Genomic DNA, 25,437 nt, shown 5'->3' with positions numbered 1-25,437 from the left:
AGTGAGCATCACGCCACGAGCCCGGCGCGCCACCAAGACCTGGAGCAAATCCGGCCAGGTTCGCCGCAAGCCGAGTCCCTACGAGATCACCGGCTCCCAGTTTCACTACCACTTCCGTCGTGAACCCGCTCCCTTCGAGCTCAGCCCGGACACACCGATCAACGAGTGGTATCTCAAGCACCGCGAGGGCTCGCCGCTCCAGATCGAGGACTGGGAGACGTTCCGGGACCCGGACAAGCTGAACTACCGCAGTTACGTCTCCCTGCAGCACCAGCGGGAGACCGTCATGGACGGCATCGTCGACGAGTACGAGCGGCGCGACCACGATGCGACACTCGGTGCCGACTGGGCCGCGACGTTGACCGTGGCCTTTGCTCCCGCCCGTTTCGCCATCCACGCGCTGCAAATGGCCGCGCTCTACCTGGGGCAGGTGGGACCCAGCGCCTTCATCACGAATGCCGCCCACTTCCAGGCCGGTGACGAGATGCGGCGGATCCAGTGGCTCGCCTACCGCTGCAAGTCGCTGTCCTTGGCCGGCACGCCGGAACTCGTCTCGAGCACGCTGGCCCGCAACACATGGGAGAACGACGAACGGTGGCAGCCGGCCCGCAAGCTGCTCGAAGAGCTGCTCATCGCCTACGACTGGGGCGAGGCCTTCGCCGCCCTGAACCTGACGGTGAAGCCGGTCCTCGACATCGTCCTCAACGAGGAGCTGGCGCTGGTGGCCGAGGCCAACGGCGACGGCCTGCTGGCCTCCATGCAGCGTGAGCACGCCCATGACAGCGAGCGGAGCCAGCGCTGGAGCAAGGCGCTGGTGGCGACCGCCGTCGCCGGCGCCGATGGGAACAGGGACCACCTGCAGAAGTGGGTGGACCAGTGGAGCTCCGCGGCGTACGACGCGGCGGATGGTCTCCGCTCGCTGCTGGCCGACGCCCCGGTCGCGCCGCAGCCGGCCCTGCTCGGACGTTCGGACATCGTCGGACGACACGAGGCGTTCCTCGCCTCGTGCGAGCTCGGCCGCTGACGGGGGGAGACGAAATGCGCGCTGTCGTCTACCAAGGAGCCCGGCAGGTGTCGGTCGAGAACGTCGACGACCCCACGATCGAGGCCCCCACCGATGTCGTCGCCCGGGTCCGGTTGAGCTCGATCTGCGGGTCCGACCTGTATCTCTACCGGGGAGAAGCGGGAGACCTCGCCATCCCCGGCCGGACATCGCTCGGGCACGAGCTCGCGGGCGAGGTGGTCGAGGTCGGCTCGAACGTCTCGCGGTTCCGGGTGGGGGACCGGATCACTGTTCCGTACTCGATCAGCTGTGGGACCTGCTTCTTCTGCCGGGCCGGCCAGACCGCCCACTGCGAGACCACGGGCAAGGCGATCTACGGGTTCGGGGTCGGCTTCGGGGACATGGGCGGCACCCAGGCGGAGTACGTCCGCATCCCTCTCGCCGACGCGCATGCCGAACCGGTCCCCGAGTCGATCACCGACGAACAGGCCCTGTTCCTCAGCTGCAATCTTCCGGCGGCCGTGCACGCTGTGTCGGAGGTCCCGCTGACGGGGTCGAGTTCGGTGGCCGTGCTGGGGTGCGGCCCGACCGGCCTTCTCGCTGTGCAGTTGCTGCTCCGCCGCGGCCCCGCGCAGTTGATCGCCCTGGACGAGGATCCGGCGCGGTTGCAGCAGGCCGAGAAGCTGGGCGCGCACCCGGTCAGCACCTCCGACGGCGACCCCGTCGAGGCCGTCAAGGAGCTGACCTCGGGGCGCGGCGTCGACGCGGTGGTGGAGTTCGTCGGCCGCGGGCCGGCGTTCACCACCGCGGTCGGGATCACCCGGCCGGGTGGAACGATCTCCGGCGGCGGGGTGTACCTGGAGCAGGACCACCCTGTGTCGCTGTTCACGATGTACCTGAACAATCTCCGTATCCAGCTCAACGGCTTCTCGAACGCGCGCACGGCGCTCTGGGACGCCCTCCGGTTGATCGAGACCTCGGCTGTCGATCCGACGGCGCTGGTGACACATCGATTGCCGCTCGGTGACGCAGCGGAGGCCTACCGTCTGTTCGACACCCACGACGACGGTGCCCTCAAGCAGGTTCTTCAGGTGCCGTGAGAGGGCAGTGAGATGACCACCCACCACGTGGCGATCGTCGGAGCCGGCGTGGCTGGCGTGCAGACCGCGGAAGAGCTGAGACGGCAGGGCTATGCAGGCCGCATCTCCTTGATCAGCGGCGAGGAGCACCCGCCCTACGACCGCCCGCCGCTGAGCAAGGAGTACCTGACCTCGGCCTCGCCGGAACTGCCCCTGCTCCGTCCCGAGCAGAGCTACGTCGATCATGCGATCGACCTGCAGCTGGGCGTCTGTGTCACCGCGGTCGACCTCGCGGACCGGGCGCTCACCACGGGGGACGGTGACCGGATCCGCTTCGACGCCTTGGTGCTGGCCACGGGCTCGCGCGCTCGCCGACTGGGCTCGTTGCCGCGCACCGAGAACGTGTTCTACCTGCGCACCCTCGAGGACGCGGTCCGTCTGCGTGAAGCTCTGCGACCGGGTGCCGAGGTGGTGATCGCGGGTGGCGGCTTCATCGGTCTCGAGGTTGCCGCTGCTGCCCGGGCGCTGGGGAACGCGGTGACGGTCGTGCAGATGTACGGGGCTCCCTTGGCTCCGGTCATCGGCGAGAACCTGGGCCGGGTGGTTCAGCGACTCCACGAGCAGCGCGGGGTCACGGTGCTCACCGGCGAGTCAGTGATCGGTGTCGTCGGTGATCCGATGGTCCGCGAGGTGGCCACCAGCGGCGGGCTCCGCCTGCCCTGCGACGTCTTGGTGGTCGGGGTCGGGGCGGAGCCTGCCGACGAGCTGGCAGCCGCGGTCGACCTGGCGGTTGACTCCGGCATCCTGGTGGATCCCAGCTGCCGGACCTCCGCGCCAGGAGTGTACGCGGTCGGTGACGTGGCCCGTCACGACCACCCGGTCCACGGCCGCATCCGGGTCGAGCACTGGGACGTCGCCCGCCGGCAGGCGGCCACCGCCGCGGCCGGGATCCTGGGCCGGGAGGAGGCGTGCACCACGCTGCCGTGGTTCTGGTCGGATCAGTACGAGTTCAACTTCCAGTACATCGGTCACGCCCAGGGGTGGGACGACGTCGTGGTGCGAGGCGACGTCGATGCGATGCAGTTCACGGCCTTCTTCTGCCGTGACGGGCGGGTCGAGGGCGCCTTCGGCACCGGACGCCCCCGTGAGATCAGGCCGGCGGGCCGGCTCGTCGCTACCCGCTCGGTCCTGCCCCGGGAGCTCTTGGCCGATCCGAAAGTCGACCTTCGCCGCATGACGGCGACGACGAAGTCGGCCGAGGCCGCTCAGGCCCGGTCCCCGGTGGTCGTCGCAGACCGGGGCGGCCCGTGCACCGAGAGGGACCTTCGATGATGGATCGCGCAAGATCGACCGGATGCACGGTCACCACGCACAGCGGTCGTTGCGGTTCCGGTCGCACGCTCTTCACAGTGGCGCCGGTGAACATGCGGACCCGGTCGTGGTTCCCGCTCGGACGCACGGAGGTCGAGTCGTGGGTCGAGCACCTCCGGGACGTGGCGGCCCGGCCGTGAGCCGGTCGGCTCTGCTCGACCCCGTGCTCGCGCCGGTGTGGCGCGGCCTGGGCGAGATCCCGGACGGCTGGGGCCGCTGTGTCGTCACACTGGGGGTCTTCGACGGCGTCCACCGCGGCCACGCCCACCTCATCGGCAGTGCGGTGCGTCTCGGGCGGGCCCGGCGGCTGCCCACGGTGCTGGTCACGTTCGATCCGCACCCGGCGAAGGTGCTCGGGCTGCCTCGCGACACCGCGGCGTTGAGCACGGTCGAGCGGCGCGCGGAGCTCGCTCACCAGCTGGGGGTCGACGCCGTCTGCGTGGTGCCGTTCACCGCTGCCCTGGCGCGGGTCGAGGCGGGCGACTTCGCCGCGCAGGTGCTGGTCGGGGCGTTGCATGCGGACGCGGTGGTGGTCGGCAGCAACTTCACCTTCGGGCACCGCGGCACCGGCGACGTCGATGCGCTGCGCCGGCTCGGGGAGGAGCACGGTTTCAGCACCCATCCCGTCGGGCTGCTGCACGCCGTCGGCACGCCGTGCTCGTCGACCTACATCCGCGGCTGCCTCGCTCGCGGTGACGTCGTCGCCGCCGCCCGTGCCCTGGGCCGCCCGCACCGCGTGGACGGTGTCCTGTTCCTGGCGGGGGAGGTGGTCGGAGCCGAGGTGGTGGTCGCCGAGGGCGCCGCCGTCCCGGCACCCGGGCGGTACGTCGGCCGGTTGACCGGAACCGTGGGACGCCCCGTCGACCTGGAGGTCACCGCTGCCGGGCGACTGTTCGTCCGGCTTCCCGGCCGGGCGGCCGACCTCGCCGGGCAGTCCGTCGCCGTGGACTTCCTGCGCCGCGGGGAGGACCGGTGACCACGCTGGAGCAGCGGCTGCAGCGGCTGGAGGACCTCGAGGCGATCCGCGCCCTGGACGCCAAGTACTGCCGCGTGCTCGACGACGGCGAGTGGGCGGCACTGGTCGACCTGTTCACCTCCGACGGCGAGTTCATCGGCCTGAGCCGCGCCCGCGGGCACGAGGAGCTGCTCGCGTTCTTCAGCGGCCTGGCCGAGGGCGGGCTGACCGCGTTCTGGCACCACGTCACCAACCTCGAGATCGACCTCGACGGGGACACGGCCTCCGTCCGGTCGTTCCTGTGGCAGCCGTGCGTGCTGCACGGCGTCCCCCACGTGGCGGCGGGCCGGTACCGCGACACCGTGACGCGTGCCGGCGGGCGGTGGCGCTACCGCACGAAGCAGGTGCTGTTCCACTACTTCGCGCCGCTGAGCGAGGGTTGGGGTGATGGCGTGTTCACCCTCGACGCGGCGCGGGCGACCCATCCGCGACACCAGTGAACCCCGAGTGACCAGGAGGCTGTGGCATGGCACCGAAGACCGCGGCGGTGGAGCTGCACCACGTGATCGACGGACCACCTGATGCCCCGGTGGTGGTCCTTGGACCCTCGCTCGGCACCGATGTGGGGCTCTTCGACGCCCAGGTCGCCGCGCTCGCCGACCGGTGGCGCACCATCCGGTTCGACCTGCGCGGGCACGGCAGGTCGCCGGCCCCGCCCGGACCCTACACGATCGCCGGCCTGGCGGGCGACGTCCTGGCGCTGGTCGACGCCCTCGGCGTCGAGCGATTCCACTACGCGGGCGTCTCCATCGGGGGCGCGATCGGTCAGTGGCTGGGCATCCACCACGCGGACCGGCTGCTGAGCCTGACGGTCTGTGCCTCGGCAGCGCGGTTCGGCGCACCCGAGTCCTGGCCGGTGCGGGCGGCCACGGTGCGGGCCGAGGGCACCGAGTCGATGGTGGCCTCCCGCCCCGGGACGTGGTTCGTCCCGAAGTTCGCTCAGGAGCAGCCACGCGAGGTGGAGCGGCTGCTGGCCATGCTGCGCAGCACCTCGCGCGAGGGATACGCCGGCTGCTGCGAGGCCATCGCGACCTACGACGTCCGCGAGCAGTTGGGGCGGATCACGGCCCCCACGCTCGTGGTCGCCGGGGCAGAGGACCCGGCCACCCCAGTCGACATGGTACGGGCGATCGCCGATGGCGTTCCCGGCTCGACCTTTGTCGTCGTGCCGGACGCCGCGCACCTGGTCAACGCGGAACGGCCCGAGCCCGTCAACCGCGCCCTCGCCGAGCACCTCGAACGCTGCGCCCCCGAGCAGGTCAGGGTCCTGGACAGCCGTGCGGCTCGCCGAGAACAGCTCTCGTCCCCCATTCAAGGTTGACACCAGCAGACGAGAAAGTGGTTTCATCACGTTCGACCGTCCGCCATTCATCGGTTGTGGTCAGCCACGAAAGGCCCTCGCGTGTACCTCGTCTCCTGGCGTCAGGACGAGCGCCCTCTGGCGGGGCTTGTCGCCGAGGCCACGTCGGCCTCGTATCCCATTTCGCTCATGGAAAGTCCCGCCGGCCTCGAAATCGGTGCTGGTGTCGCGGCAACGCATGGACTGTCGGAGGTGCGACGTTGACAGCAGAGCCCTACTGGAGTTGGTCCGCGGCGCGGATCGCCCGGGCGGTGGCCAGCAGGCAGGTCCGCTGCCGAGAAGTCACCGAATCCTGCCTCGCGCGCCTCGATGAGGTCAACGGCGACCTTGTGGCCGTGGTGGACGTCGACGCAGCCGGGGCGCTCGCAGCGGCTGATCGAGCGGACGAGAAGGTCGATCGGGGCGAGCCACTGGGTGTGTTGCACGGGGTCCCGGTGACTACGCAGGTCAACGTGGACCAGCATGGTTGTGCGACCACGAACGGGGTCAGGGCTTTCGAGCACCGGCTAGCGCTCAACGACAATCCCGTGGTGGGTAGCTTGCGGGAGGCCGGGGCAATCATCCTGGGGAGGACGAACACGTCCTCGTCCTCGTGGCGGTGGTTCACCGACAACGAGTTGTACGGCCGCACCCTCAACCCGTTGAACAGCGAGATTACCGCCGGTGGGTCCAGCGGCGGCGCCGCGGCCGCGGTCAGCGCCGGGATCGTGCCGGTCGCGCAGGGCAGCGGCTCCGTGGGCTCGATCCGTTATCCGGCGTTCGCATGCGGAGTTCTGGGGCTGCGCCCCACCCAGGGGCGGATTCCCTGCTTCGACGCAACTGAACCGACCGACAGCCCACCGTTTTCCCAGCTGATGAGTGTGCAGGGCGCGCTAACCCGCACAGTGGAGGACATGAGGCTGGCGCTGCAGGCGATGGCCAAACCCAGCGATCTGGATCCCTGGTCGGTACCTGTGCCCCTGGAACTGGCCCCCACCGCACCGTGCCGGGTCGCGATGGTCCGCAGTGTCCCGTGGGCTGCTGTTGATGTCTCCGTCAGTTCTGAGGTCGACGCGGCCGCGCGACTGCTGGCCGCGGACGGGTACGAGTTGGTGGAGGTCCTTCCGCCTAGCTTCGAGCAGGTGATGGAGGTGTTCCGGGCAAAGGCCTGGGAGGCCCGGAACAGGCTGTTGCACCAGGTTGGAGAACTCGGGGACCGATCAGTGCGGGACGTGGCCGGGGCGATGACCAGCCTTGCCGCAGGCATGGACGGCGACCGATACCTCGAGCTGTTCGCCCGGCGCACCACGATCCTGCGGGAATGGTCGGCCTTCCTGGACGACTACCCTCTGATTCTATTGCCCGTTTCCTGGCGTCGACCCTTTCCTGCGGACCATGATCAGCGCGGGCCCGATATGGTTCGCGAGCTGGTGGACGCCCTCGAGCCTTCGATCGCGGCCAGCATCTGCGGGCTGCCTGCCCTGGCCGTTCCGACCTCGATCGGCCCGGCAGGCCCGGGCGGAGTGCAGCTCGTCGCCGGGCGCTTCCGCGAGGATCGGTGCCTGTCCACGGCCGAAGTCCTGTTGCGCGACGACCCTGCGCACACGCTGCGCCGAGACCCACCCGCGCTCATGTCTTGACCCGGGTTCGGCCAACGGGTCATCGGGCAAGGTGTGATGTGTCCCGGGTGCGGCGGAGTCGGCTTACTGGATGATCACGGTCCTCCGACCGAGAGGATCTCCAGTTCCGTGCCGAAGAGGTATCCACCCGAGTTCCGCCGCAAGGTCCTCGATCTGGTCGCGGCCGGCCGCCGTATCGCGCAGGTCGCCAACGACCTCGACATCAGCGAACAGACGATCTTTGTCTGGCGTCGTCAGGAGCTCATCGACACCGGCCGGATTCCGGGCACGACGACCAGCGAGAACGCCGAACTGATGGCGGCTCGCAGGCGGATCGCGGAGCTCGAGGCCGAGGTCGCCATCCATCGCGCGCCGCGGAGCTGCTCGGCCGGGGGGTGGACCCAAAAGATGTTGATGCCTCTGGCGGGGCGCTCGCGGCTGGATGAAACTGGGGGCGCGTCGCCCGCTGACGTCGTTGGGGCTTGGTGCGGGTTGAGCCCGTCCAAAAGATTGACGCTGGAGCCCGTTGAATCCCCCCGGCGTGTCCGGAGACTCCATCTCCTCACAAGATCGAGTCTCCGGACACGCCGGGGGGATTCAGAGCGGTGGCGTGCTGAGGCCCTGCCCCCTCGGCCGACCATGGTCCACGTCTCCACGATGACGCCCCGTGGCGTGGTGTAGATCGTGCGCGGCGGTCAGCTTGGTGGTGATGATGCCGCGACGAGCTCGGCCCGCGCTACCTCTTGCTTCGCGTCGCTGGCGCGGAGGGCGGCCATGGAGCCTTCGGAGAGGTAGCGGCGATCCGAGACCTGCCACTCGTCGTGGGCCTCGACCAGGACCGCGCCGGCCAGGCGCAGCAGCGCGGCCGGGTTGGGGAACACCCCGACCACGTCGGTGCGGCGTTTGATCTCTTTGTTCAGCCGCTCCAGCGGATTCGTCGACCAGATCTTCTTCCAGTGGCTGACCGGGAACGCGGCGAAGGCCAACAGCTCCGGCTCGGCCTCGCGCAGCATCGCCTCCACCACCGGAAACTGCTGCCCGAGCATGGCCGCGACGACCTCGAAGTGCTCGCGGACGTGTTCGGCGTCGGGCTGGGCGAAGATCGTGCGCACCGCCGCGGCGACCATCTCCGCGCTCCCTTTCGGGACGCGGGCCAGCACGTTGCGCAGCAAATGCACCCGACACCGCTGCACCGAGGAACCGGCGAACACAGCCTGGACGGCGTGCCGCAGCCCGAGGTGGGCATCGGCGATGACCAGCTGCACCCCACCGAGCCCGCGCGCCTTCAACGAGCGCAGGAACTGCGTCCAGAACGCGCCGTCCTCGGAGTCGCCCACGGCGAACCCGAGGACTTCGCGGCGCCCGTCCGCGGCCACCCCGGTGCCCACGACCACGGCCTGGGACACCACCCGGCGGTTCACGCGCGCCTTGCAGTAGGTGGCGTCGAGGAACACGTAGGGGAAGGCCTGGTCGGCCAGGGAGCGGTCGCGGAACGCTCCGACTTCGTCGTCGAGGTCGGCGCAGATCCGCGACACCTCGGACTTGGAGATCCCAGTGTCCGCGCCCAGGGCCCGGACCAGGTCGTCGACCTTGCGGGTGGACACGCCATGCAGGTAGGCCTCCATGACCACCGCGAACAGGGCCTGGTCGATGCGGCGGCGCCGCTCCAACAGCGACGGGAAGAACGAGCCGGTGCGCAGTTTCGGGATCCGCAGCTCCAGGTCCCCGACCGTGCTGGTCAAGATGCGCGGACGGTGCCCGTTGCGCTGGGCGGTGCGCGCGTCGCTGCGTTCGTGCGGGGCGGCGCCGATCACCGAGGTCAGCTCGGCCTCGATCAACGCCTGATAGATGGTTTCCGCCGCCGTGCGGACGCGGTCTTCGACATGGGCGGCCTTGAGTGTCTCCAGCACCTCGAGCAGGGCAGACTGGTCCAGGGTCATCGTGCGTCGTGTCCTTCCGCGAGCACCTTTGAGCCGGTCTCGCTGACCGTCGCACGATGGCCCCCCACAACGCGGTCACCCACGCCGTCATCAGGACCGACGTCCTACACCACGCCCTGGGACACAACTCGTCTCCACGTCTCCACGTCTCCACGTCTCCACGTCTCCACGTCTCCACGTCTCCACGTCTCCACGGCGGCCGCAAGGGCGCCCACGGCGTCGCTACGCGATGGCGCAAAGCGCCACCCTTGCCCCCACCGCTCCGACGAGCAAAGCGGCCAGGGCGACGGGGACAGGGAAAGAGCGGGTCCGAGCGCGAGGCTGCCCCTGCCGCGAACTGTTCTCGCCGCTCAGCGCTCGCTATCAGGTGAGGGTGATGGCGTCCGGTTGGGGTTCCTCGTGCGAGACGGGGTCGTTAGCAGGGCTTCCTAGCGATGAGGAAGCCCTGCGGGATCTTTGCGGCTGCGCTGGACGAGTCGGGCGCTCGGACGAGGCGGGCGGTGAGATCGAAGCCCGCGTCGTCGAGCAGAGCGACGACGGCGTCGGGTTGCAGACGGTGGAAATCCAGCGAGACCTCGTGGCCGAAGGCCTCATCGAGATGCAGGGTGTTGTCGCCGATCTGGAAGGCCAGCAGCGCGTAGCCGCCGGGCCGGAGCACCCGGTGAAGCTCGCCGATCACTCCCGGCCGCTGGTGTCAACGGATCTTGAAAATTGACCTCTCTGGGGACTGGCGGGTTCCAGTCAACGTCGCAACGATGGCTCGGACGAAGAGGCTAGCAACGCAGCGAACAGCTCGGCGGGAGCGCGGTCGGCGAGAACCATTCGAGGGCGGGTGTTGAGCTCGTTCTCGACGGCCTTGAGGTGCCGCGGGCTGTGGATGCTCAGGTCGGTCCGCTTAGGGAAGTACTGACGCAGCAGCCCGTTGGTGTTCTCGTTCGATCCCCGCTGCCAGGGCGCGTGGGCGTCGCAGAAGTAGACGGGGACCGCGAGGGTGGCGGTGATGTCGGTGTGTCTCGCCATCTCGGTGCCCTGGTCCCAGGTGATCGAGCGCAGCAGCGACGGTGGCAGGTCGCCCATCCTCATCGCGAGGACGCGGTGCAGCGTGTGTGCGTCACGCTGAGGAAGGTGTAGCAGCCGGACCAGGCGAGTCGTGCGCTCGACCAGGGTGCCGATCGCCGAACCGTGGTCCTTGCCCACGATCAGGTCGCCCTCCCAGTGCCCGGCCTCGGACCGGTCCTCGGGTCGGAACGGGCGCTGGTGGATGGTCAGCATCGGCTGCGCGAAGCGGGGCCTGCGCCGCTCGACCTTCTGGTGCGCTCGGCGATGATCGCGCCCGGTCCGCAGCGGCGATCGATGCACCGACGGCACCCTTGAGGGCCGGACGAGAGAGGACCCGGGCTCATAGATCGCCTGGTAGATGCTTTCGTGACACAGACGCATGCCCGGGAGTTCCGGGAAGCGGGCCCGCAGGTGACGGGAGATCTGCTGAGGGCTCCACCGCTGTGCGAGTAGCTCTCCAACGAGGGCTCGCAGCTCGTGGTTGGTGTCCAGACGGCGTCGGTGCTGGCGGGCTCGGCGGGCCACGGCCCGGCGGTGGGCGTCGAACGGGCGGTAGCCGCCGTCGTTGCGTGCGTTGCGGCGCAGCTCGCGGGAGATGGTCGAGGGTGAGCGTCCGAGGTGGGCGGCTATGCGTCGGATGCTCCAGCCCATCCGGCGCAGGTCGGCGATCTGGAAACGCTCGTCCTGGGATAAGTAGCGCGAGCTGATCTCGCGCACGGCGAGGCGATCCAGTGGCGCCACGAACCCGACCACCCGCCCGTCGCGGTAGGTCTTGTAGCCGCGGGCCCAGTTCGCCCCGGACGTGCGGGACGTGCCGACCTCCCGTGCCGCGGCCTGGATGCTCCAGCCGCGGGCGCGCAGCTCCATGAAGCGCTGGCGCTTGGCCGACTGAGGCCGCCGTCCGGGCCCCTTCTTGACACGACGCGTCGAAGACAACACAACCCCTAAACGATCATGGGAGTGTTGCGACGCTCCGTAGAAACCACCACTCTGAATCTTGACCCCTCGGATGGTTGTCAGTCTTGGTCGGCGCGGTTCTGTTTGGCGAGGAGCTGGCGGCGTTGGCGGGTGCGGTAGGAGTCGCCGGTGAGGGTGAGGACCTCGGCGTGGTGGACGAGGCGGTCGATCATGGCTGCGGCGACGACGTCGTCGGAGAAGGTCTCGCCCCAGCGATCTGGGGCTGGCACTTGTTCGTTTAGCCGGATCTGTGCTCGTGCCTGCACCGATGCGCCCTGGATGGGCCCTGTGGATCTTCCAGGTGGGAGATCGCTATGTTAGGCGCTGCCTTAATCATTCAGGTGCGAAGAGGGTGTGCGGGTGACGCGGCGGCTGACAGTGATCGCGGGTGCTGCGTCGGTAGCGGCGCCGGCGACGACGGATCCGTGGGAGTTCCAGGGCGAGTGCGTCGAGGCGTTCGTGGCGTCGTGGCGGGCGCGTGGGTTCAGCCCGGTGACGATCGAGAACGACTTCGGGTTGCTGGAGCGGACGCTGACGGCGTTGGGCCGCCCGGCGTGGGAGGTGACGCCTGAGGACGTCGATCGGGTCGTGGGCGATCTGGCCATTGCGGGTCGGAAGGCGTCGACCCGCCGTGACTATGTGCAGATCTTCAAGGGCTTCCACCGGTTCCTGCAGGTGCGCAAGGCCGCCGAGATCCAGGCCTGGTTCGGTGTCTCGCTGGTCTGCCCGGTGGATGAGTTCAACGCATCCCGCCATGTCGGGGACGACTCGCCGGACTCGATGCCGCCGCCGACCCCGGAACGGGTCGGGCAGTTCTTCGAGTTCCTGAAGGGCCGGATCGCGACCGCCCGCAAGTATGCGCCGGCCGCGCGGGACTACGCGTTGTTCCGGACGCTCTATCACGCTGGCTTGCGCTCGGAGGAGGCCTCGCTGCTCGATGTGGCGGATGTGCACTTCAACCGCGGGCCGTTCGGGAAGCTGCATGTCCGGTTCGGCAAGGCAGCGAGGACATCAGGTCCGCGGCCGCGGTGGGTCCCGATGCTCGATGGCCTGGACCTGGTGCTGCGGTGGTTCCTCAACGACGTGCGCGGCAAGTTCCCCGACTCACCGGTGCTGTTCGCCGACGAGTCCGGCGGCAGCCTGCATCGGGGGACGATCCGCAACCGGCTGCGCCGGTTGATGGAGCTGGAAGGCCGCGCGGCCGGGGAGTGGTTCAGCCCGCATGCGCTGCGGCGAGCGTGCGCAACCCACAACTATGAGCGCGGCGTGGACCTGGTCGCGATTCAGCAGCTGCTCGGGCATTGGACGGTCAGCTCGACGATGCGGTATGTCCGCCCCTCGGCGACGTTCATCGAGGATGCATATCGACGCGCGGTGTCCACCACGCTGTCCGAGCTCGGCGGGCCCGACGAGCCTGTCGAGCGCGCCGGTGAGGATGAACGGCGATGAGGATTCGGTGGCGGCTGCGGATGGCCGCGGCGCAGCGCGAGGTCTGGACCGGGACGCAACTGCGTCGGCTGCTCGGGGAGCGGGCTGGCGTGGAGATGTCCGCGGCGTCGGTGTCGGCGTTGTTCACCAAGGAACCCAGCCAGATCAAGCTCTCGACGCTGATCGCGCTGTGCACTGCTCTGCAGTGCACTCCCGACGACCTGTTCGAGATCGACACCACTCCGGTCGAGCGACCGGTCGCGCCGACTCGTCCGACAGCCCTCGACGGTCCTCGAGCATCCGGGACCGGTGGTCGATCCCTGCCGCCGATGTGACCGGACCACGAGAACGACTGCGGGGACGACGGCGAGCCCGACACGATCGACCAGGTTGGCGAGGTCGTGGGTAAGAAGCAGCGTGACTGCGCCGACTGCGGCGCGCCCGTCGGGCTGCTGGATCAGCCACGATGCTGTCGTTGTTCCCGGCGGGTTCGTGAGAATGCAGCTAAGGAGCCCTGTCCGGCCTGCGGGAACCAGCGTGTCCTGCAGGCAGACACTGGCCGGTGCGTGTTGTGCTCACGCCGCTGCCGACGCTGCGACAGGCCGCGCCGTTCGGCCACCGAGACGTTGTGCAAGACCTGCCGGCGCACCGATCAGCGGGCGGCCGCGATGCAGATCTGCCCGCGCTGCGCCAGGCTCGGCCACTTGCGCGCGGCGACGGGATGGTGTGGCCACTGCTCACGCCCGCAGCCAGGGCCCCAGCCGCCGCGCCCCTGCGCTGGCTGCGGTCGGGTGCGCCGCCATGCCGGTCTCGGGCTGTGCTCGGCGTGTTGGCAGCGACACCCCGCTCGGCCGTTCATCCGCGCCGAGGCGTTGGCCGAGCGGCTGGCGAGCCCGCCCGACTGGCTCGAGTCGTTCACCGCTCACGTTGCCTCGCGCTACTGCCCCAGCCGGGCCTGCATGCTGATCACCGAGCTGGGGCGACTGCTGGCCGATGAGCACTCCAATCTGCCGGCGGCGGTGCTGGACCGAGCCCGCCGCCCAGGACGCTCCATGGGCCCGCTCGCGCGGGTGCTCGAGGATTTCTTCACCGACCACCAGCTCGCCCTGGCCACCGACCATCCCGAACAGCTCGCCGCCGGGCGGCGGCGGCGCCGTGTCGACCGGGTCCCTGCACCGTTGCGGCCGGCGGTGGCCGGGTTCTGCGAGAAGATGCTGCATGCGCGTGAACGCGCGCGTCGCGCCGGAACCCGAGCGCGCAGTGACAGCGGCCAGTCCAAACTCCCCGTAGGCGGCCATTTACCGCCCCACTGATGGCCAGCGATCTCCCCGCTGGCGGCCAGATATCTCCCCGGTGATCAAGCATCCGATGCCGGTGGTGAGGGTCTGCCGGTGAAGCGAGACGAGGAGATCATGGAGATCCTGGAGGCGTTCGACCTCACGGGCAGTTACCGCGCCGCCGCGGAGTTGGCCGGTTGTGATCACCACACCGTCGCCCGCTATGTGGCGCTGCGGGAGGCCGGTCAACCCCCGGTCGCTCGCGAGCACCGGGCACGACCGATCGATGAGTACCTGGACAAGATCGAAGAACTGGTGGTGCGCTCCGACGGGCGGGTGCGCGCCGACGTGGTGCACGAGCGGCTGCTCGCGATGGGCTTCACCGGCGGGGAGCGCACCACCCGCCGCACCGTCGCGCAGGTGAAGGCCCGGCTGCGGGCCGGGCAGCGGCGGGTGTTTCGGCCGTGGGTGGTCGAGCCGGGGCTGTGGCTGCAGTGGGACTGGGGCGAGGGCCCCCGCGTTGCCGGGCGCCGCACGAATCTGTGGTGCGCGTGGCTGGCCTGGTCGCGGTTCCGGGTCGTGCTCGCGGTCTTCGACCGCACCCTGCCCACGATCGTGGCCTGCATCGACACCACGCTGCGCCGGCTGGGCGGGGTGCCGACCTACGCGCTGACCGACAACGAACGCACCGTGTCGGTCGATCATGTCGCGGGGATCGCGGTGCGCCACCCGGAGATCGTCGCGGTCGGGCGGCACTACGGGATGACGATCCGCACCTGCGTGCCGGCGGACCCGCAGTCCAAGGGCGGGTCCGAAGCGACGGTGCGGATCTCCAAGGCCGACCTCGTCCCGACCGCGGCGAACCTGCTCGAGGAGTACCGCACCTTCGCTCAGCTTGAGACGGCGTGTCGAAGCTTCTGCGAGCAGGTCAACGCGCGGCCGCATCGGGAGACCCGCCGCCCGCCGGTCGAGGCGTTGGCCGAGGAACGCACCCGGCTGCATCCGTTGCCCGATCGGCCGTTCACCGTCGCGTTCGGCACGACCCGGCGGGTGAACTGGGACGCCACCGTCTCGGTCGACGGGGTGCGCTACTCGGTGCCGCATCAGCTGGTCGACACTCGAGTCTGGGTCCGGTTCCACGGCGACGACCTGGTCATCACCGCCGTCGATGCCCCGTTGGAGGGGCACGGACCCGGCAGCGGCCCCACAGAGGTCGCCCGCCATGCCCGCTCGACGCCGGGCACGCCCTCGATCCGCGACGAGCATTACCCGCCACCCACCACGGCCGCGAACGCCGCCGGAGAACGCACCCCACGCGCGGGCAGTGCCGCGGAGGCCGAGTTCCTGGCGCTCGGCCCGGGCGCAGCGTCCTGGCTGGTCGAGGCGGCCGGGGCGGGTGCGCGCGGGGTGCGCCGGAAGATGGCCGAAGCGGTCGCGCTGGCGAAGCTGCACCCACCCGGCGAGGTCGACCGCGCGCTGGGCACGGCCGCGGTCGCGGGCCGGTTCGCCGAGAACGACGTCCTGCGCATCCTCGCCCACCAAGCCGGCCGCAACGTCAACAAGCCCACCATCCGCGCCAGCGAGGACCACAGCTTGCAACCCGGCACTTCCGCCTGGTCCGGCTTCGGCATCACCCCACCACCCGAAACCGACCCGTCAGGGCTCGACCCGGCAGGGCTCGACCCGGCAGGGCTCGACCCGGCAGGGCTCGACCCGGCAGGGCTCGACCCGGCAGGGCTCGACCCGGCAGGGCCGTCATGAACGCGGCCACCGGATCAGTGCCGGCATCGGGCGGGGACCCGCTCGCCGAGGCCGTCGCGCTGACGCGGCGGTTGAAGCTGCCCCACATCCGCCGCCACCTCGTCGAACTCGTGCCCACCGCGCGAGCACAACGCTGGGACCATGCCGAGCTCGTCCGGGTGCTGCTGGCCGAGGAAGCCGCCGGCCGCGACGCGACGAACCTGCGCACCCGCCGCCAACGAGCTGGGTTCCCCGCCGGCAAGACGTTGCACGACTGGGACGCGGGCGCGTCCTGCATCCCGCGCCCCACCCAAGACGCCCTCACCTCGCTGGAGTGGGTCAGCCGGCGGGAGAACCTCTGCGTCTGCGGGCCGTCCGGGACCGGGAAGTCCCACTTCTGCGAAGCCCTCGGTCAGGCCGCGGTCGAGACGGGGATGACCGTGGCCTGGTTCACCATCGAAGACCTCGGCGCCCTCGTGCGTCGTCACCGCGCCGACGACTCGATCACCCGCGCACTCGCGAGACTGATCCGCACGGACCTGATCATCGTCGACGACATCGGGCTCCTGCCGGTCAGCCCGGACGCCGCGGAAGGGTTCTACCGGCTCGTCGATGCCGCCTACGAACGCCGCTCCCTGGCCATCTCCAGCAACCTGCACCCGTCAGGATTCGACGAGATCATGCCCAAGACCCTGGCCACCGCCACGGTCGACCGGCTCCTGCACCACGCCCACATCGTCGTCACCGACGGTGACAGCTACCGGCTCGCACAAGCCACCGCCGGCAAGGGGGTGAGCCCGTTGAGCTGACCACGCACGACCGAGGCGGGGAAATATCTGGCCGCCGTCGGGGAGAAGTATCTGGCCACCAGTGGGGAGAACTACTGGCCGCCAGCGGGGAGATCAAGCTGGCCGTTGACAACCCTCGAAGACGGGCGAGAGCAGCTCGTCGCCCTCCACCAGGTCGTAGAAGGTGTTGAGCCAGCGCTCGAATCCTGCTCGCTCGCCGCCCCACACGTAGATCGTCGGCGTCTCGTCGGTCACTGGTCCACCCTCTTCTGTGCGGGGGTCATGAGGGCCTCTGTGGTAGGAAACGGTCGGGAGCCGGGGTGACGGCCCGCGTCGGTCGCCGTGAGACGGCCGCGATGACACTGCCGCCCCCGGTTCCTGCCCGGTCTGAGATCGACGACAGAGGGCTGCTGCGGTGTTGAGTGCCGGTCAGTGACCACTCGACTCGGGGCCGGGCTCTCGACCGTGTCCTGCCCACTGTGGACAGGAAGGCGACGAACGTGTCGCTGGTGGGTGCCGAGTACTTCGTGGGGATCGACTGGGCCGCGACGAACCATGCGGTATGCGTTCTCGACTCGTCCGGGCGTCGAGTCACCGGGTTCGGCGTGGAGCACACCGCGGCGGGGTTCACCGGTCTGATCCGCCGACTCGCCAAGCTGGGTGAGCCGGGCGGGGTGCCGGTGGCCATCGAGCGCCCGGACGGGCGGCTGGTCGACGCGCTGCTCGCCGCCGGCTACCCGGTGGTGGCGGTGAAGCCGAACGCGATCAAGACCTGGCGTGAGGGTGAGGTGATCTCCGGGGCGAAGTCTGATCCCGGTGACGCTCACGTGATCGCCGAGTACCTGCGTCTGCGCGCGCATCGGCTGCGGGCGGCGACCCCCCTGTCCGAGGACACCCGCGCGCTGCGTCTGGTGTCGCGCACCCGCTCGGATCTGGTCGCCGCCCGTGTCGCGGCGGGCAACCAGCTCGCCGCGCTGCTGGACACGGCCTGGCCCGGGGCGAAGGAGATCTTCGCCGAGGTGACCTCGGCGATCAGTCTGGCGTTCCTTCACCGCTATCCGACCCCCGATCATGCCGCGCACCTCGGGGAGAAGCGGATGGCGGCGTTCTGCATCAAGCACGGCTACTCCGGACGTCGCAGCCCCGCCGAGCTGCTCACCCGGCTGCGCGCCGCACCGGCCGGTGTCAGCGGCGCAGTCGTGTCCGACGCGCTGCGCGACGCCGTCCTCGCCCTGATCGCGGTCCTGACCGCGCTCAACACAGCGATCAAGGACCTCGACCGGTCCAACGCCGCGCACCTGCACGCCCACCCCGACGGAAAGGTGTTCACCAGCTTCCCCCGCGCCGGACTGGTCAACGCCGCCCAGATCCGCGCTGAGCTCGCCGAACCCGACGCCTACTCCGGACCGGATGCCATCGCTGCCCTCGCCGGGCTGGTCCCGGTCACCCGCGCGTCGGGCAAGCACCACGCGGTGAGTTTCCGTTGGGCCTGTAACAAGCGGCTGCGCGTCGCGTTGACCACCTTCGCCGACAATTCCCGCCACTCCAGTCCCTGGGCCGCCGGCATCTACCGGCGAGCTATCGCCGGCGGCAAGGACCATCCGCACGCGATCCGGATCCTCGCCAGAGCCTGGGTTCGAGTGATCTGGCGCTGCTGGAACAACGGACAGCCCTACGACCCCGCCCGCCATGGCGGGGCAGCCCGCCAACTCAACCCACCGACCGCAGCCTGACGATCTTGAGGTTGACACAGAGGGTGTCATCGCACCCCCACGATGTCGCAGGGCTTACAGTGTAATCAAGTGTGGCTCCAGGACTCTGCACAGTGACACGTCGTGTTGCTCCGACGGTGCGCTCCGCGTCACCGGGGATGGCCGACCTCGCCCCGAACTCGGCGACTCGTGGCCAGCACGAGGCGACAACCGGATAGCCGATCCGGGTCGGCATTGGTTGAGTGGGGGCGAGGTGCTGTCCGCGGTGAGGACCTCTGACGAGCTGTGACTGGCCCGCGGAGGCGACCTCGGGCACAGTTTCCGGTGAGCCGAAAGGGGTGGAGCCGATGACACCGCGCAGCGCCTCACGCCCCGCTCCGGCGGACGGTCGGTGGCACAGCCGCGATCCCGCGGAGGCGCGGCACATCCTCAGCGCCGTCTACGCGCCGCACGACCTCACCGTGCGGGACAAGGGCCCGTTCGCCTTCGACTTCCAGCTGCTCGACGCCGCCCAGCTCACGGCCGGTTTCAGCACGTTCGGGACCGATGTGGCGATCGAAGTCCCGCCACCAGCGACGTTCTACTGCCTGTGCGTCGCGGCGGAGGGGACGATCCTGACCAGGTCCGGCCGCCGGACGACGACGGTGTCGGCGACGACCGCCGCCGTCCTGAACCCCCACGAGTCCTGGTGCTTCGCCGACTGGCGCGACACGCTGCTCTCCGTGCGGATCGGGCGCGCCGACCTGGAGGACGATCTTGCCGCGCTCTTGGGCCGCCGGGTGGAGCGCCCGATCGTGTTCGGCGACGCGCTCGATCTGCGGGGCGGGCCGGGGCGCGAGTTCGGGCAGATCCTGCAGAACGTGCAGGGAGCGCTGAGCGGATCGAACCGCATCGTGCGCCAGAGCCCGGTCATCGCGGCCCGCCTCGGCGCGCTCCTGCGCTCCGCGATGCTGATGGCGTTCCCGCACAATCACTCCGACGCGCTGGCGGGCGAAGGCGCATTCGCACAGGTCCCACGAGGGGTCCGGCGCGTCATCGACGCCGTCGAGCACGACCCGATGCAGCTGCGCACGGCCACGGACGCCGCCCGGATCGCACACCTGAGTCTGCGCGCGCTCGAGAGCGGCTTCGAGCGGCACGTCGGGATCTCGCCGACCGCGTACGCCCGCCAGGTGCGCATGGCGCGAGCCCGTCAGGACCTCCTGGACGCCGACCCGGAGGCGGACACCGTCTCCGCGATCGCCCTCCGCTGGGGGTTCGGCCATGCCGGCCGGTTCGCGACCACGTACAGGGAACGCTACGGCGAGTCGCCGTCGCGGACGTTGCGCCGGGAGACCTGACATTCCCACGAGAAATGGACAGGCCCGTGCGAACGCCGGATTGTCGACAACCGGAATCCGCTCATAGCGTCATCCGTGTCACCCCGTGAAAGCGGGACGGATGTCGAAGTGGACGGAGAATCGCATGGTCAGGTCGTGGCTCTTCGAGATTTTCAGCTATCCGTACGACCCGGATCCTGCGAATTTCGACCCGCAGCTGTGCAAGGAGCTCTACGACTGGAAGCTGGATTCCTGGATCGCCGCCGAGGAGCACGGTTTCGACGGCGTCTTCTTTTCCGAACACCACTTCACGCCCTACAGCATCAGCCCGTCGCCGAACCTGCTCGTGGCGACGCTCGCGCAGCGCACGGAGCGGATCCGGATCGGCGTGATGGCCAACATCACCGCGTTCCACAATCCGCGCCGGCTGGCCGAGGAGGGCGCGATGCTCGACCACCTCACCGGCGGCCGGCTCGAGGTCGGTCTGGGGCGCGGGGTCGACGAGCCGGAGTTCCTCCGTGAGGGCGTGCGGATGGAGGAGACCCGCGCCCGGTTCGAGGAGTCGGTGGCGCTCATCCAGGCGGCGTGGAGCCAGCCCCGGTTCACGCACAAGGGCGAGTTCTACACCTACGACGACGTGAGCATCTGGCCGCGGCCGCTGCGCGCGGAGCTGCCGATCTGGGTCACGGCCCTGAGCCCGCAGACCGTGAGCTGGGCGGCCCGCCAGGGCTTCCGGTTCACCTCGGTCTTCTCCCCGACCGAGCACATGCGGACGATCTTCGACGGGTACCGCGCGGCGGCCGACGAGGTGGGCCGCGAGGCGCAGGCCGGCGACATGGGGGTGTGCCGCAACGTCGTGATCGCCGACTCCGAGCAGGAGGCGCGCGACATCGCCGAGCCCGCGTTCGACGCGCTGTTCGCGGCGTTCAAGGAGGCCGCGGTGTTCCACGACCTCGACAACGTGCCTGCGGGCTACGAGCACTACCAGTCGTTCTTCCGCCCGTTCGCCGGTGAGGACGTCTCGTTCGAGGCCCTGGTCGCGATCGGGGCGATCTGCGTGGGCACACCTGCGACCGTCCGCGACCAGATCGTCAGCCAGTTGGAGACGATCGGTTGCGGGCACTTCCTCAACTGGGGCTCGTTCGGCACCCTCACCAAGGAGCAGACCCTGCGCTCCTACCGGTTGTTCGGCGAGCACGTGGTGCCCGCGCTGCGTGCGCTGACGGTGTAGGCGTGGCCGCCGAGCTGGCGCTGTGCTGCATGTCGCACACGCCGCTGCTGCGGGCCCCCGGACCGGACGAGTCCGTCGCGCGGCGGGTCGACGACGCGCTGCAGACGGCCCGCGACTTCGTCGACGCGTTCGCCCCGGACCTGGTCGTGATCTTCGGTCCCGACCACTACCAAGGTTTCCGCTACGAGCTGATGCCGCCGTTCTGCGTCGGGGCCGCGGCGGCCGCGGTGGGTGACTACGGCACCCGCGCCGGCGACCTCGACGTGCCGCAGGGCGTCGCGGACCGGCTCATCGCGCACCTGCTGGCGGTCGATCTCGACGTCGCCATGTCGGAGAAGATGATCGTGGACCACGGAATCGTCCAGCCTCTGGAGATCCTCTTCGGCTCCAGTGCCGCGAAACCGGTGATCCCCGTCTTCGTCAACTCGGTCGCCGAGCCGTTGGGGCCGCTGCGGCGGGTGCGGCGGCTCGGTGCGGCGGTGGGGGAGTTCCTCGCCGGGCTGGACCGCAGGGTGCTGATCGTCGGCTCCGGCGGGCTGTCCCACGACGTGCCGATCCCGCGGCTGCGGGAGTCGCCGCCGGAGGCCGTCGCGTACATCGTGTCCCGGCGCCGCACCCCCGCCGAGCAGCGGGCCAGGGAGGCGGAGGTGCGGCGCGCCGGGCAGGAGTTCGCCCGCGGCGAGTCCGCGCTCCGGCCGCTGAACCCCGAGCTGGACCAGGAGATCCTGCGGCGGTTCGCGCGCGGTGACCTGGCCGGGTTCGACGAGATGAGCGTCGACCGGCTCGGCGCGCAGGGCGGCAGCTCGATCCACGAGGTGCGCACCTGGATCGCCGCCCACGCCGCGCTGCGGACGGCCGGCCCGTACCGGACCGGATCGTCGTTCTACCAGCCCGTTCCCGAATGGATCGTCGGCTTCGCGGTCACCACCGCGCTGCCCGACCCGACGAGCAGGTGAGAGCAATGGTGGAGAGAGAAGACGTCGTCGAGACCGGCGACGGGCCCATGACCGTGACGATCCGCCACCCCGACGGCGCCGGTCCGTTCCCGGTCGTGATCGTCTACCACGACGGGCCCGGGCTGCGGGAGGACATCCACGACGTCACGCGCACGCTCGCCGACGCGGGCTACTACACCGTCCTGCCCGACCTGTACCACCGGCTCGGCCACCAGATCTCCTTCGACATGGCCGGGATCGCCCAGGGGCCGGGTTCCCCGGAGTTCGACCGGCTGATCGCGGCGGTCACCTCGCTGGGCGACGACATGGTGCTCGCCGACACGGTCGCCGTGCTCGACGCCACCGCCCGCGACGGCGCCGCCGACATGGCGTCCAAGGCGGCGATGGGCTTCTGCATGGGCGCGCGCTTCACCCTGCGCCTGCTCGCTTCCGATCCCGACGGGTTCGCGGCCGGCTCGGCGCTGCACCCGTCCAACTGCGTGACCGACGACGCGGACTCGCCGCACCGCAGCATCGGCGCGATCTCGGCCGAGCTGTTCGTCGGGCTCGGTGGGGCCGACACGATCTCTCCGCTGGAGCTGAACGGGCCGCTGCGCGACGAGCTGGCGCAGCCGTCGGTGAAGGCGACCGTCGAGATCTTCGACGGCGCCGACCACGGTTTCATGTTCCCGCACTACCCGGCCTACCAGGCGCACGCGGCGACGGTCTCCTGGGAACGCACCCTCGAGCTGTTCCGCAGGGCCCTGTGACGGCGATGCACGTCGTGACGTCGGGCGACCCCGCGGGTGAGCCGCTGCTGCTCCTGCACGGGACCGGGCCGGGAGCGACGGGGGAACTGAGCTTCGGACCGCTCCTGCCCGGTCTTCGGGCGCACCGGTGCGTCGTGCCCGACCTGGTCGGGTTCGGGCGCAGCAGCCATCCCGCAGCGGTCCCGGCCGGCCCGGGACCGTGGTTCGCCCGGCGCGTCGAGGCGGTGCTGCGGCTGGTGGACGACCTCGGGCCCGGCCGCGTCCACGTCGTCGGTCACTCCTACGGGGCCCGGGTGGCGCTGGAGTTGCTGCTCCGCGTCCCCGAGCGGATCGGGCGGGTCGTGCTGTTGGCCGCCGGCGGGACGCCGGTCAAGGCCGACCTGCAGAAACTGACCGGGTTCTATCGCGAGCCGAGCGCGGCGGCGATGGGCGATCTCGTCGCCGCCCAGCTCGCCCGGCCCGACGTCCCCGACGTCGCCGGTTACGTCCGCGAGCGCTTCGCCGTCGCCGTCCGGCCGGAAGTCCGGCGATCGTTCGAGTCCGCCATGGCACCAGGGGAGCCGGCGCCCGTCTACGACCGGGCGGTGCTCGGCAGGGTGCGGCACCCGGTGCTCGTGGTGCACGGGAAGGACGACGCGACGATCCCGCCGGCCGCGAGCCTCTTCCTCGCCGAGCACCTGCCGCGCGCCGACCTCCACCTGTTCGCCGGGTGTGGGCACCTGCTGCAGTTCGAGGTCCCCGCGCGGCTCGGGGCCCTGATCGACGGCTTCGTGCGGATCGAACGATGAGGCTCGGAACGTCCACGACGTCGTCGCACGGCCGGTGTGCCAGACCAGCCACATCGACGGGCGGCCGCTCGGGCGGCGTCGCGCGCCTCCCCCCAAAGACGATCCGGTCGGCACCACGGCGGCCGCGTCCGCGCGAAGTCTCCGGCTGTCGACGCCTGAAAAGGGCCTACCCTCCCTTTTCACCCGACACAACGGTGGGGAGGCGGCGATGACAGAACGGAGCGAGGCGTCCGTCGAGACGTTGAAGGCGATCACGGCTGCGTTCAACGCACACGACCTGGACGCGATCATGGAGTTCTTCGCGGAGGACTGCTCGTTGGACATGCCGAGGGGGCCCGAGCCCTGGGGGCAGCGGCTCACCGGCAAGGACGCCGTGCGGGCGGGTCTGGCCACCCGCTTCGCGGGACTGCCCGACGTGCACTACGGCGAGGACCGACACTGGGTCAGCGGCGACCTCGGCGTCTCCGAATGGCTCCTCACCGGCACGAGGGCCGACGGCGAGAAGGTGTGTGTCCGCGGCTGCGACCACTGGGAGTTCCGCGGTGGTGAGGTGATCCGCAAGGACTCCTACTGGAAGATCGTCGAGCCCGCCACCTGAGTGGTCACCGGCCCGTCCGACCGCGCCGAACCGGCGTCGTCGCTCGATGTCGAGAATCCACGGTCGGCTCCGTCCCCGGAGGATCGCGACGAAAGCCGCACCGAGGGAGGATCGCCACGATGGAACGACAGGACGTGCTGACCGAGCTCACCGCCGCCCAGGCGCTGCTGGACGCCACCTCCGCTGCCCACCTCGCCTACACCGGCAGGGACGGTACCCCGCGGGTCGTCCCGGTCGGCTACTTCTGGACCGGCGAGGAGTTCGTGGTCTCCACCGCCGACACCGCACCGAAGGTCGCGGCCGTGCGCGCTCGCCCGGACGTTGCGCTGGCCATCGACGGCGGCGGCACGCCCGGGTCGGCGCAGTCGTTGTCCATCAGGGGTCGGGCGGAGGTCCGGATCGTCGACGGCCTGGTGCCGGAGTACGTCGCGGCGGCGCGGAAGTCGATGGGCGCGGAGGCGGCCGACGAGTTCGAGCGGAACTGCCGGCGGATGTACGAGCGGATGGCCCGGATCGCGATCGTCCCGGCGTGGGCGCGCTTTCACGACTTCGGCGCAGGCCGGCTGCCGGGCTTCCTGCAGGAGCTCGCGGAGAAGGCCCGGAACTGATCTGGAGGCCCGGTCCGTCGAGGTCTGAACGCAATCGGGCGCGACGCGGGGCGACGGTTCCGCGCGCCGCACCCTCTCACGGCTTCCGGGTCGGCTCCCGCCGGTCGGCTCCCGTGGAGCGGGACTCCGGCTCGGCCGATCGGACTCCGCACGTGACCCGACCGCCCTGTCCCGGGTAGGCCGGCCGGCTCGCTCGGCCGGGCACAGGGAGTCGTCGGGTGAGCGGTGGGCGAAATCGGTGGCCTCAGTGGTCGCAGGGCCAACGATCTGCCGCCCCTTGTGCCAGACTTGTGGTTCCTGCGCCTCCGCTGAAGCCATCGGCTCACGCGCATCCTTTCCAGGCGGAGGCGCGCATCCCGTGACCGATCAGACCCATGTCACCGTTCTTCTCGTCGAGGACGATCCTGGCGACGCACTCCTGACCCGTGAGGCTCTCGAGGGGCGCACCCGTACCCGGCTCGAGCTCGTCACCGATGGCGCGGAGGCGATCGCCTACCTTCGTCGCGAGGCGCCGCACCAGGACGCCGTCCGCCCGGATCTGATCCTGCTCGATCTGAACCTGCCCCGCCGTGACGGGCGGGAGGTGCTCGCCGAGCTCAAGGCCGACCCGGATCTCGCGCCGATTCCGGTCGTCATCCTGACGACCTCGCACGCGCACGAGGACATCGTGCGCAGCTACGACCTGCACGCCAACGCCTACGTCGCGAAGCCCGTCGATTTCGACGACTTCGCCGCCGCCGTGCGGGAGATCGACGACTTCTACATCGGTCTCGTCCAGCGCCCGAGCCTGTCGACCTCCCCCAACTGACAGCGGCCGGCCGAGGAGCCGGGCACGACGGGCCCGGCCGTCGTGCGGTGTCG

At 70.3% G+C, this 25,437-nt stretch carries 26 protein-coding genes and 1 pseudogene; 22 read left to right on the top strand and 5 right to left on the bottom strand.

Translation table 11 applies throughout. The features are described 5' to 3' along the window. Position 1 precedes the first annotated feature (1 nt). The 8 genes from PSED_RS30400 (at position 2) to PSED_RS35805 (ending at position 8,107) form a co-directional block, all read left to right on the top strand. Positions 2 to 1,024, top strand: a complete 1,023-nt coding sequence (locus PSED_RS30400; RefSeq protein WP_013678058.1) for a ferritin family protein — start codon at positions 2 to 4, stop codon at positions 1,022 to 1,024. 14 nt (positions 1,025 to 1,038) lie between these two features. After that, entirely contained in the window at positions 1,039 to 2,103 is a 1,065-nt protein-coding gene (locus PSED_RS30395) for an alcohol dehydrogenase catalytic domain-containing protein (RefSeq protein WP_013678057.1), read from the top strand. Between the two features lie 12 nt (positions 2,104 to 2,115). Beyond that, a complete protein-coding gene (locus tag PSED_RS30390) occupies positions 2,116 to 3,414 on the top strand; it encodes an NAD(P)/FAD-dependent oxidoreductase (RefSeq protein ID WP_013678056.1) in 1,299 nt (432 codons plus the stop codon). A gap of 175 nt (positions 3,415 to 3,589) precedes the next feature. Continuing rightward, positions 3,590 to 4,429, top strand: a complete 840-nt coding sequence (locus PSED_RS30385) for a cytidyltransferase (RefSeq protein WP_013678054.1) — start codon at positions 3,590 to 3,592, stop codon at positions 4,427 to 4,429. Further along, complete coding sequence (locus tag PSED_RS30380; protein ID WP_013678053.1) at positions 4,426 to 4,908, top strand: nuclear transport factor 2 family protein; 483 nt, start codon at positions 4,426 to 4,428, stop codon at positions 4,906 to 4,908. Before PSED_RS30385 ends, PSED_RS30380 begins: the two co-directional genes overlap by 4 nt. 26 nt (positions 4,909 to 4,934) lie before the next feature. Then, positions 4,935 to 5,789: a 3-oxoadipate enol-lactonase gene (pcaD, locus tag PSED_RS30375; protein WP_013678052.1), complete on the top strand. Its 855-nt coding sequence runs from the start codon at positions 4,935 to 4,937 to the stop codon at positions 5,787 to 5,789. Between the two features lie 239 nt (positions 5,790 to 6,028). After that, entirely contained in the window at positions 6,029 to 7,447 is a 1,419-nt protein-coding gene (locus tag PSED_RS30370; protein WP_013678051.1) for an amidase, read from the top strand. A 36-nt stretch (positions 7,448 to 7,483) separates the two neighbouring features. Further along, the gene (locus PSED_RS35805) at positions 7,484 to 8,107 is read left to right on the top strand and encodes a transposase (RefSeq protein WP_407692843.1); all 624 of its coding nucleotides are present in this window, start codon (positions 7,484 to 7,486) and stop codon (positions 8,105 to 8,107) included. A gap of 14 nt (positions 8,108 to 8,121) precedes the next feature. Here PSED_RS35805 and PSED_RS30365 read toward each other — a convergent pair whose 3' ends face one another. The 4 genes and pseudogenes from PSED_RS30365 to PSED_RS30350 form a co-directional block, all read right to left on the bottom strand. After that, complete coding sequence (locus PSED_RS30365) at positions 8,122 to 9,366, bottom strand: IS256 family transposase (protein ID WP_013672518.1); 1,245 nt, start codon at positions 9,364 to 9,366, stop codon at positions 8,122 to 8,124. A 415-nt stretch (positions 9,367 to 9,781) separates the two neighbouring features. Beyond that, positions 9,782 to 10,045, bottom strand: coding sequence for a hypothetical protein (locus tag PSED_RS30360; RefSeq protein WP_049803540.1), 264 nt, complete (start codon positions 10,043 to 10,045; stop codon positions 9,782 to 9,784). Between the two features lie 62 nt (positions 10,046 to 10,107). Continuing rightward, positions 10,108 to 11,292 (bottom strand): IS30 family transposase, encoded by a 1,185-nt coding sequence (locus PSED_RS30355; RefSeq protein WP_013672281.1) that lies wholly within the window; start codon positions 11,290 to 11,292, stop codon positions 10,108 to 10,110. 149 nt (positions 11,293 to 11,441) lie between these two features. Further along, positions 11,442 to 11,597: pseudogene (locus PSED_RS30350) on the bottom strand (ATP-binding protein); the annotation flags it as partial. Between the two features lie 145 nt (positions 11,598 to 11,742). Between PSED_RS30350 and PSED_RS30345 the strand changes: the two are divergent. The 5 genes from PSED_RS30345 to istB all read left to right on the top strand — a co-directional run bounded on the left by PSED_RS30345 (position 11,743) and on the right by istB (position 16,636). After that, positions 11,743 to 12,831, top strand: a complete 1,089-nt coding sequence (locus PSED_RS30345) for a tyrosine-type recombinase/integrase (RefSeq protein WP_013676030.1) — start codon at positions 11,743 to 11,745, stop codon at positions 12,829 to 12,831. Then, entirely contained in the window at positions 12,828 to 13,145 is a 318-nt protein-coding gene (locus PSED_RS30340) for a helix-turn-helix domain-containing protein (RefSeq protein WP_013676029.1), read from the top strand. The genes PSED_RS30345 and PSED_RS30340 overlap by 4 nt, the downstream gene beginning before the upstream one ends. Positions 13,146 to 13,769: 624 nt before the next feature. Beyond that, positions 13,770 to 14,123: a hypothetical protein gene (locus PSED_RS30335; protein ID WP_233899211.1), complete on the top strand. Its 354-nt coding sequence runs from the start codon at positions 13,770 to 13,772 to the stop codon at positions 14,121 to 14,123. Between the two features lie 78 nt (positions 14,124 to 14,201). After that, on the top strand, positions 14,202 to 15,848 hold the full coding sequence (gene istA, locus PSED_RS30330; protein ID WP_013677379.1) for an IS21 family transposase: 1,647 nt from the start codon (positions 14,202 to 14,204) through the stop codon (positions 15,846 to 15,848). After that, the gene (gene istB / locus PSED_RS30325; RefSeq protein WP_013672251.1) at positions 15,845 to 16,636 is read left to right on the top strand and encodes an IS21-like element helper ATPase IstB; all 792 of its coding nucleotides are present in this window, start codon (positions 15,845 to 15,847) and stop codon (positions 16,634 to 16,636) included. Before istA ends, istB begins: the two co-directional genes overlap by 4 nt. 93 nt (positions 16,637 to 16,729) lie before the next feature. On the opposite strand, the gene PSED_RS30320 is transcribed toward istB, so the two are convergent. Continuing rightward, positions 16,730 to 16,870, bottom strand: a complete 141-nt coding sequence (locus PSED_RS30320; protein WP_158511347.1) for a hypothetical protein — start codon at positions 16,868 to 16,870, stop codon at positions 16,730 to 16,732. Positions 16,871 to 17,115: 245 nt separating this feature from the next. On the opposite strand from PSED_RS30320, the gene PSED_RS30315 reads away from it, so the two are divergent. The 9 genes from PSED_RS30315 to PSED_RS30275 all read left to right on the top strand — a co-directional run bounded on the left by PSED_RS30315 (position 17,116) and on the right by PSED_RS30275 (position 25,384). Then, complete coding sequence (locus tag PSED_RS30315; RefSeq protein ID WP_013678050.1) at positions 17,116 to 18,348, top strand: IS110 family RNA-guided transposase; 1,233 nt, start codon at positions 17,116 to 17,118, stop codon at positions 18,346 to 18,348. A 326-nt stretch (positions 18,349 to 18,674) separates the two neighbouring features. Further along, positions 18,675 to 19,667: an AraC family transcriptional regulator gene (locus PSED_RS30310; protein WP_013678049.1), complete on the top strand. Its 993-nt coding sequence runs from the start codon at positions 18,675 to 18,677 to the stop codon at positions 19,665 to 19,667. Positions 19,668 to 19,791: 124 nt separating this feature from the next. Continuing rightward, entirely contained in the window at positions 19,792 to 20,877 is a 1,086-nt protein-coding gene (locus PSED_RS30305; protein ID WP_013678048.1) for an LLM class flavin-dependent oxidoreductase, read from the top strand. Between the two features lie 2 nt (positions 20,878 to 20,879). Continuing rightward, entirely contained in the window at positions 20,880 to 21,833 is a 954-nt protein-coding gene (locus PSED_RS30300; RefSeq protein ID WP_013678047.1) for a 3-carboxyethylcatechol 2,3-dioxygenase, read from the top strand. 5 nt (positions 21,834 to 21,838) lie between these two features. Beyond that, a complete protein-coding gene (locus PSED_RS30295; protein ID WP_013678046.1) occupies positions 21,839 to 22,582 on the top strand; it encodes a dienelactone hydrolase family protein in 744 nt (247 codons plus the stop codon). Positions 22,583 to 22,587: 5 nt separating this feature from the next. Continuing rightward, positions 22,588 to 23,370: an alpha/beta fold hydrolase gene (locus tag PSED_RS30290; protein ID WP_013678045.1), complete on the top strand. Its 783-nt coding sequence runs from the start codon at positions 22,588 to 22,590 to the stop codon at positions 23,368 to 23,370. Between the two features lie 208 nt (positions 23,371 to 23,578). Beyond that, positions 23,579 to 23,968, top strand: a complete 390-nt coding sequence (locus PSED_RS30285) for a nuclear transport factor 2 family protein (protein WP_013678044.1) — start codon at positions 23,579 to 23,581, stop codon at positions 23,966 to 23,968. A 119-nt stretch (positions 23,969 to 24,087) separates the two neighbouring features. Next, complete coding sequence (locus PSED_RS30280) at positions 24,088 to 24,576, top strand: pyridoxamine 5'-phosphate oxidase family protein (RefSeq protein WP_013678043.1); 489 nt, start codon at positions 24,088 to 24,090, stop codon at positions 24,574 to 24,576. A 358-nt stretch (positions 24,577 to 24,934) separates the two neighbouring features. Beyond that, on the top strand, positions 24,935 to 25,384 hold the full coding sequence (locus tag PSED_RS30275) for a response regulator (protein WP_013678042.1): 450 nt from the start codon (positions 24,935 to 24,937) through the stop codon (positions 25,382 to 25,384). Positions 25,385 to 25,437: the final 53 nt, after the last annotated feature.

The organism is Pseudonocardia benzenivorans CB1190, assembly GCF_000196675.2.
Classification (GTDB): domain Bacteria; phylum Actinomycetota; class Actinomycetes; order Mycobacteriales; family Pseudonocardiaceae; genus Pseudonocardia; species Pseudonocardia benzenivorans.
The sequence above is the reverse complement of the archived record's forward strand: the minus strand, read 5'-3'. Positions and strand labels throughout refer to the sequence as shown.

Coding starts and splice junctions, on each gene's coding strand:
- PSED_RS30355 (WP_013672281.1), bottom strand. CDS start 11,292: ATGGAGCTGCGCGCCCGCGGCTGGAGCATCCAGGCCGCGGCACGGGAG.
- PSED_RS30390 (WP_013678056.1), top strand. CDS start 2,116: ATGACCACCCACCACGTGGCGATCGTCGGAGCCGGCGTGGCTGGCGTG.
- PSED_RS30395 (WP_013678057.1), top strand. CDS start 1,039: ATGCGCGCTGTCGTCTACCAAGGAGCCCGGCAGGTGTCGGTCGAGAAC.
- pcaD (WP_013678052.1), top strand. CDS start 4,935: ATGGCACCGAAGACCGCGGCGGTGGAGCTGCACCACGTGATCGACGGA.
- PSED_RS30305 (WP_013678048.1), top strand. CDS start 19,792: ATGGTCAGGTCGTGGCTCTTCGAGATTTTCAGCTATCCGTACGACCCG.
- istB (WP_013672251.1), top strand. CDS start 15,845: ATGAACGCGGCCACCGGATCAGTGCCGGCATCGGGCGGGGACCCGCTC.
- PSED_RS30310 (WP_013678049.1), top strand. CDS start 18,675: ATGACACCGCGCAGCGCCTCACGCCCCGCTCCGGCGGACGGTCGGTGG.
- PSED_RS35805 (WP_407692843.1), top strand. CDS start 7,484: ATGTGTCCCGGGTGCGGCGGAGTCGGCTTACTGGATGATCACGGTCCT.
- PSED_RS30335 (WP_233899211.1), top strand. CDS start 13,770: ATGCTGATCACCGAGCTGGGGCGACTGCTGGCCGATGAGCACTCCAAT.
- PSED_RS30295 (WP_013678046.1), top strand. CDS start 21,839: ATGGTGGAGAGAGAAGACGTCGTCGAGACCGGCGACGGGCCCATGACC.
- PSED_RS30365 (WP_013672518.1), bottom strand. CDS start 9,366: ATGACCCTGGACCAGTCTGCCCTGCTCGAGGTGCTGGAGACACTCAAG.
- PSED_RS30340 (WP_013676029.1), top strand. CDS start 12,828: ATGAGGATTCGGTGGCGGCTGCGGATGGCCGCGGCGCAGCGCGAGGTC.
- PSED_RS30280 (WP_013678043.1), top strand. CDS start 24,088: ATGGAACGACAGGACGTGCTGACCGAGCTCACCGCCGCCCAGGCGCTG.
- PSED_RS30290 (WP_013678045.1), top strand. CDS start 22,588: ATGCACGTCGTGACGTCGGGCGACCCCGCGGGTGAGCCGCTGCTGCTC.
- PSED_RS30285 (WP_013678044.1), top strand. CDS start 23,579: ATGACAGAACGGAGCGAGGCGTCCGTCGAGACGTTGAAGGCGATCACG.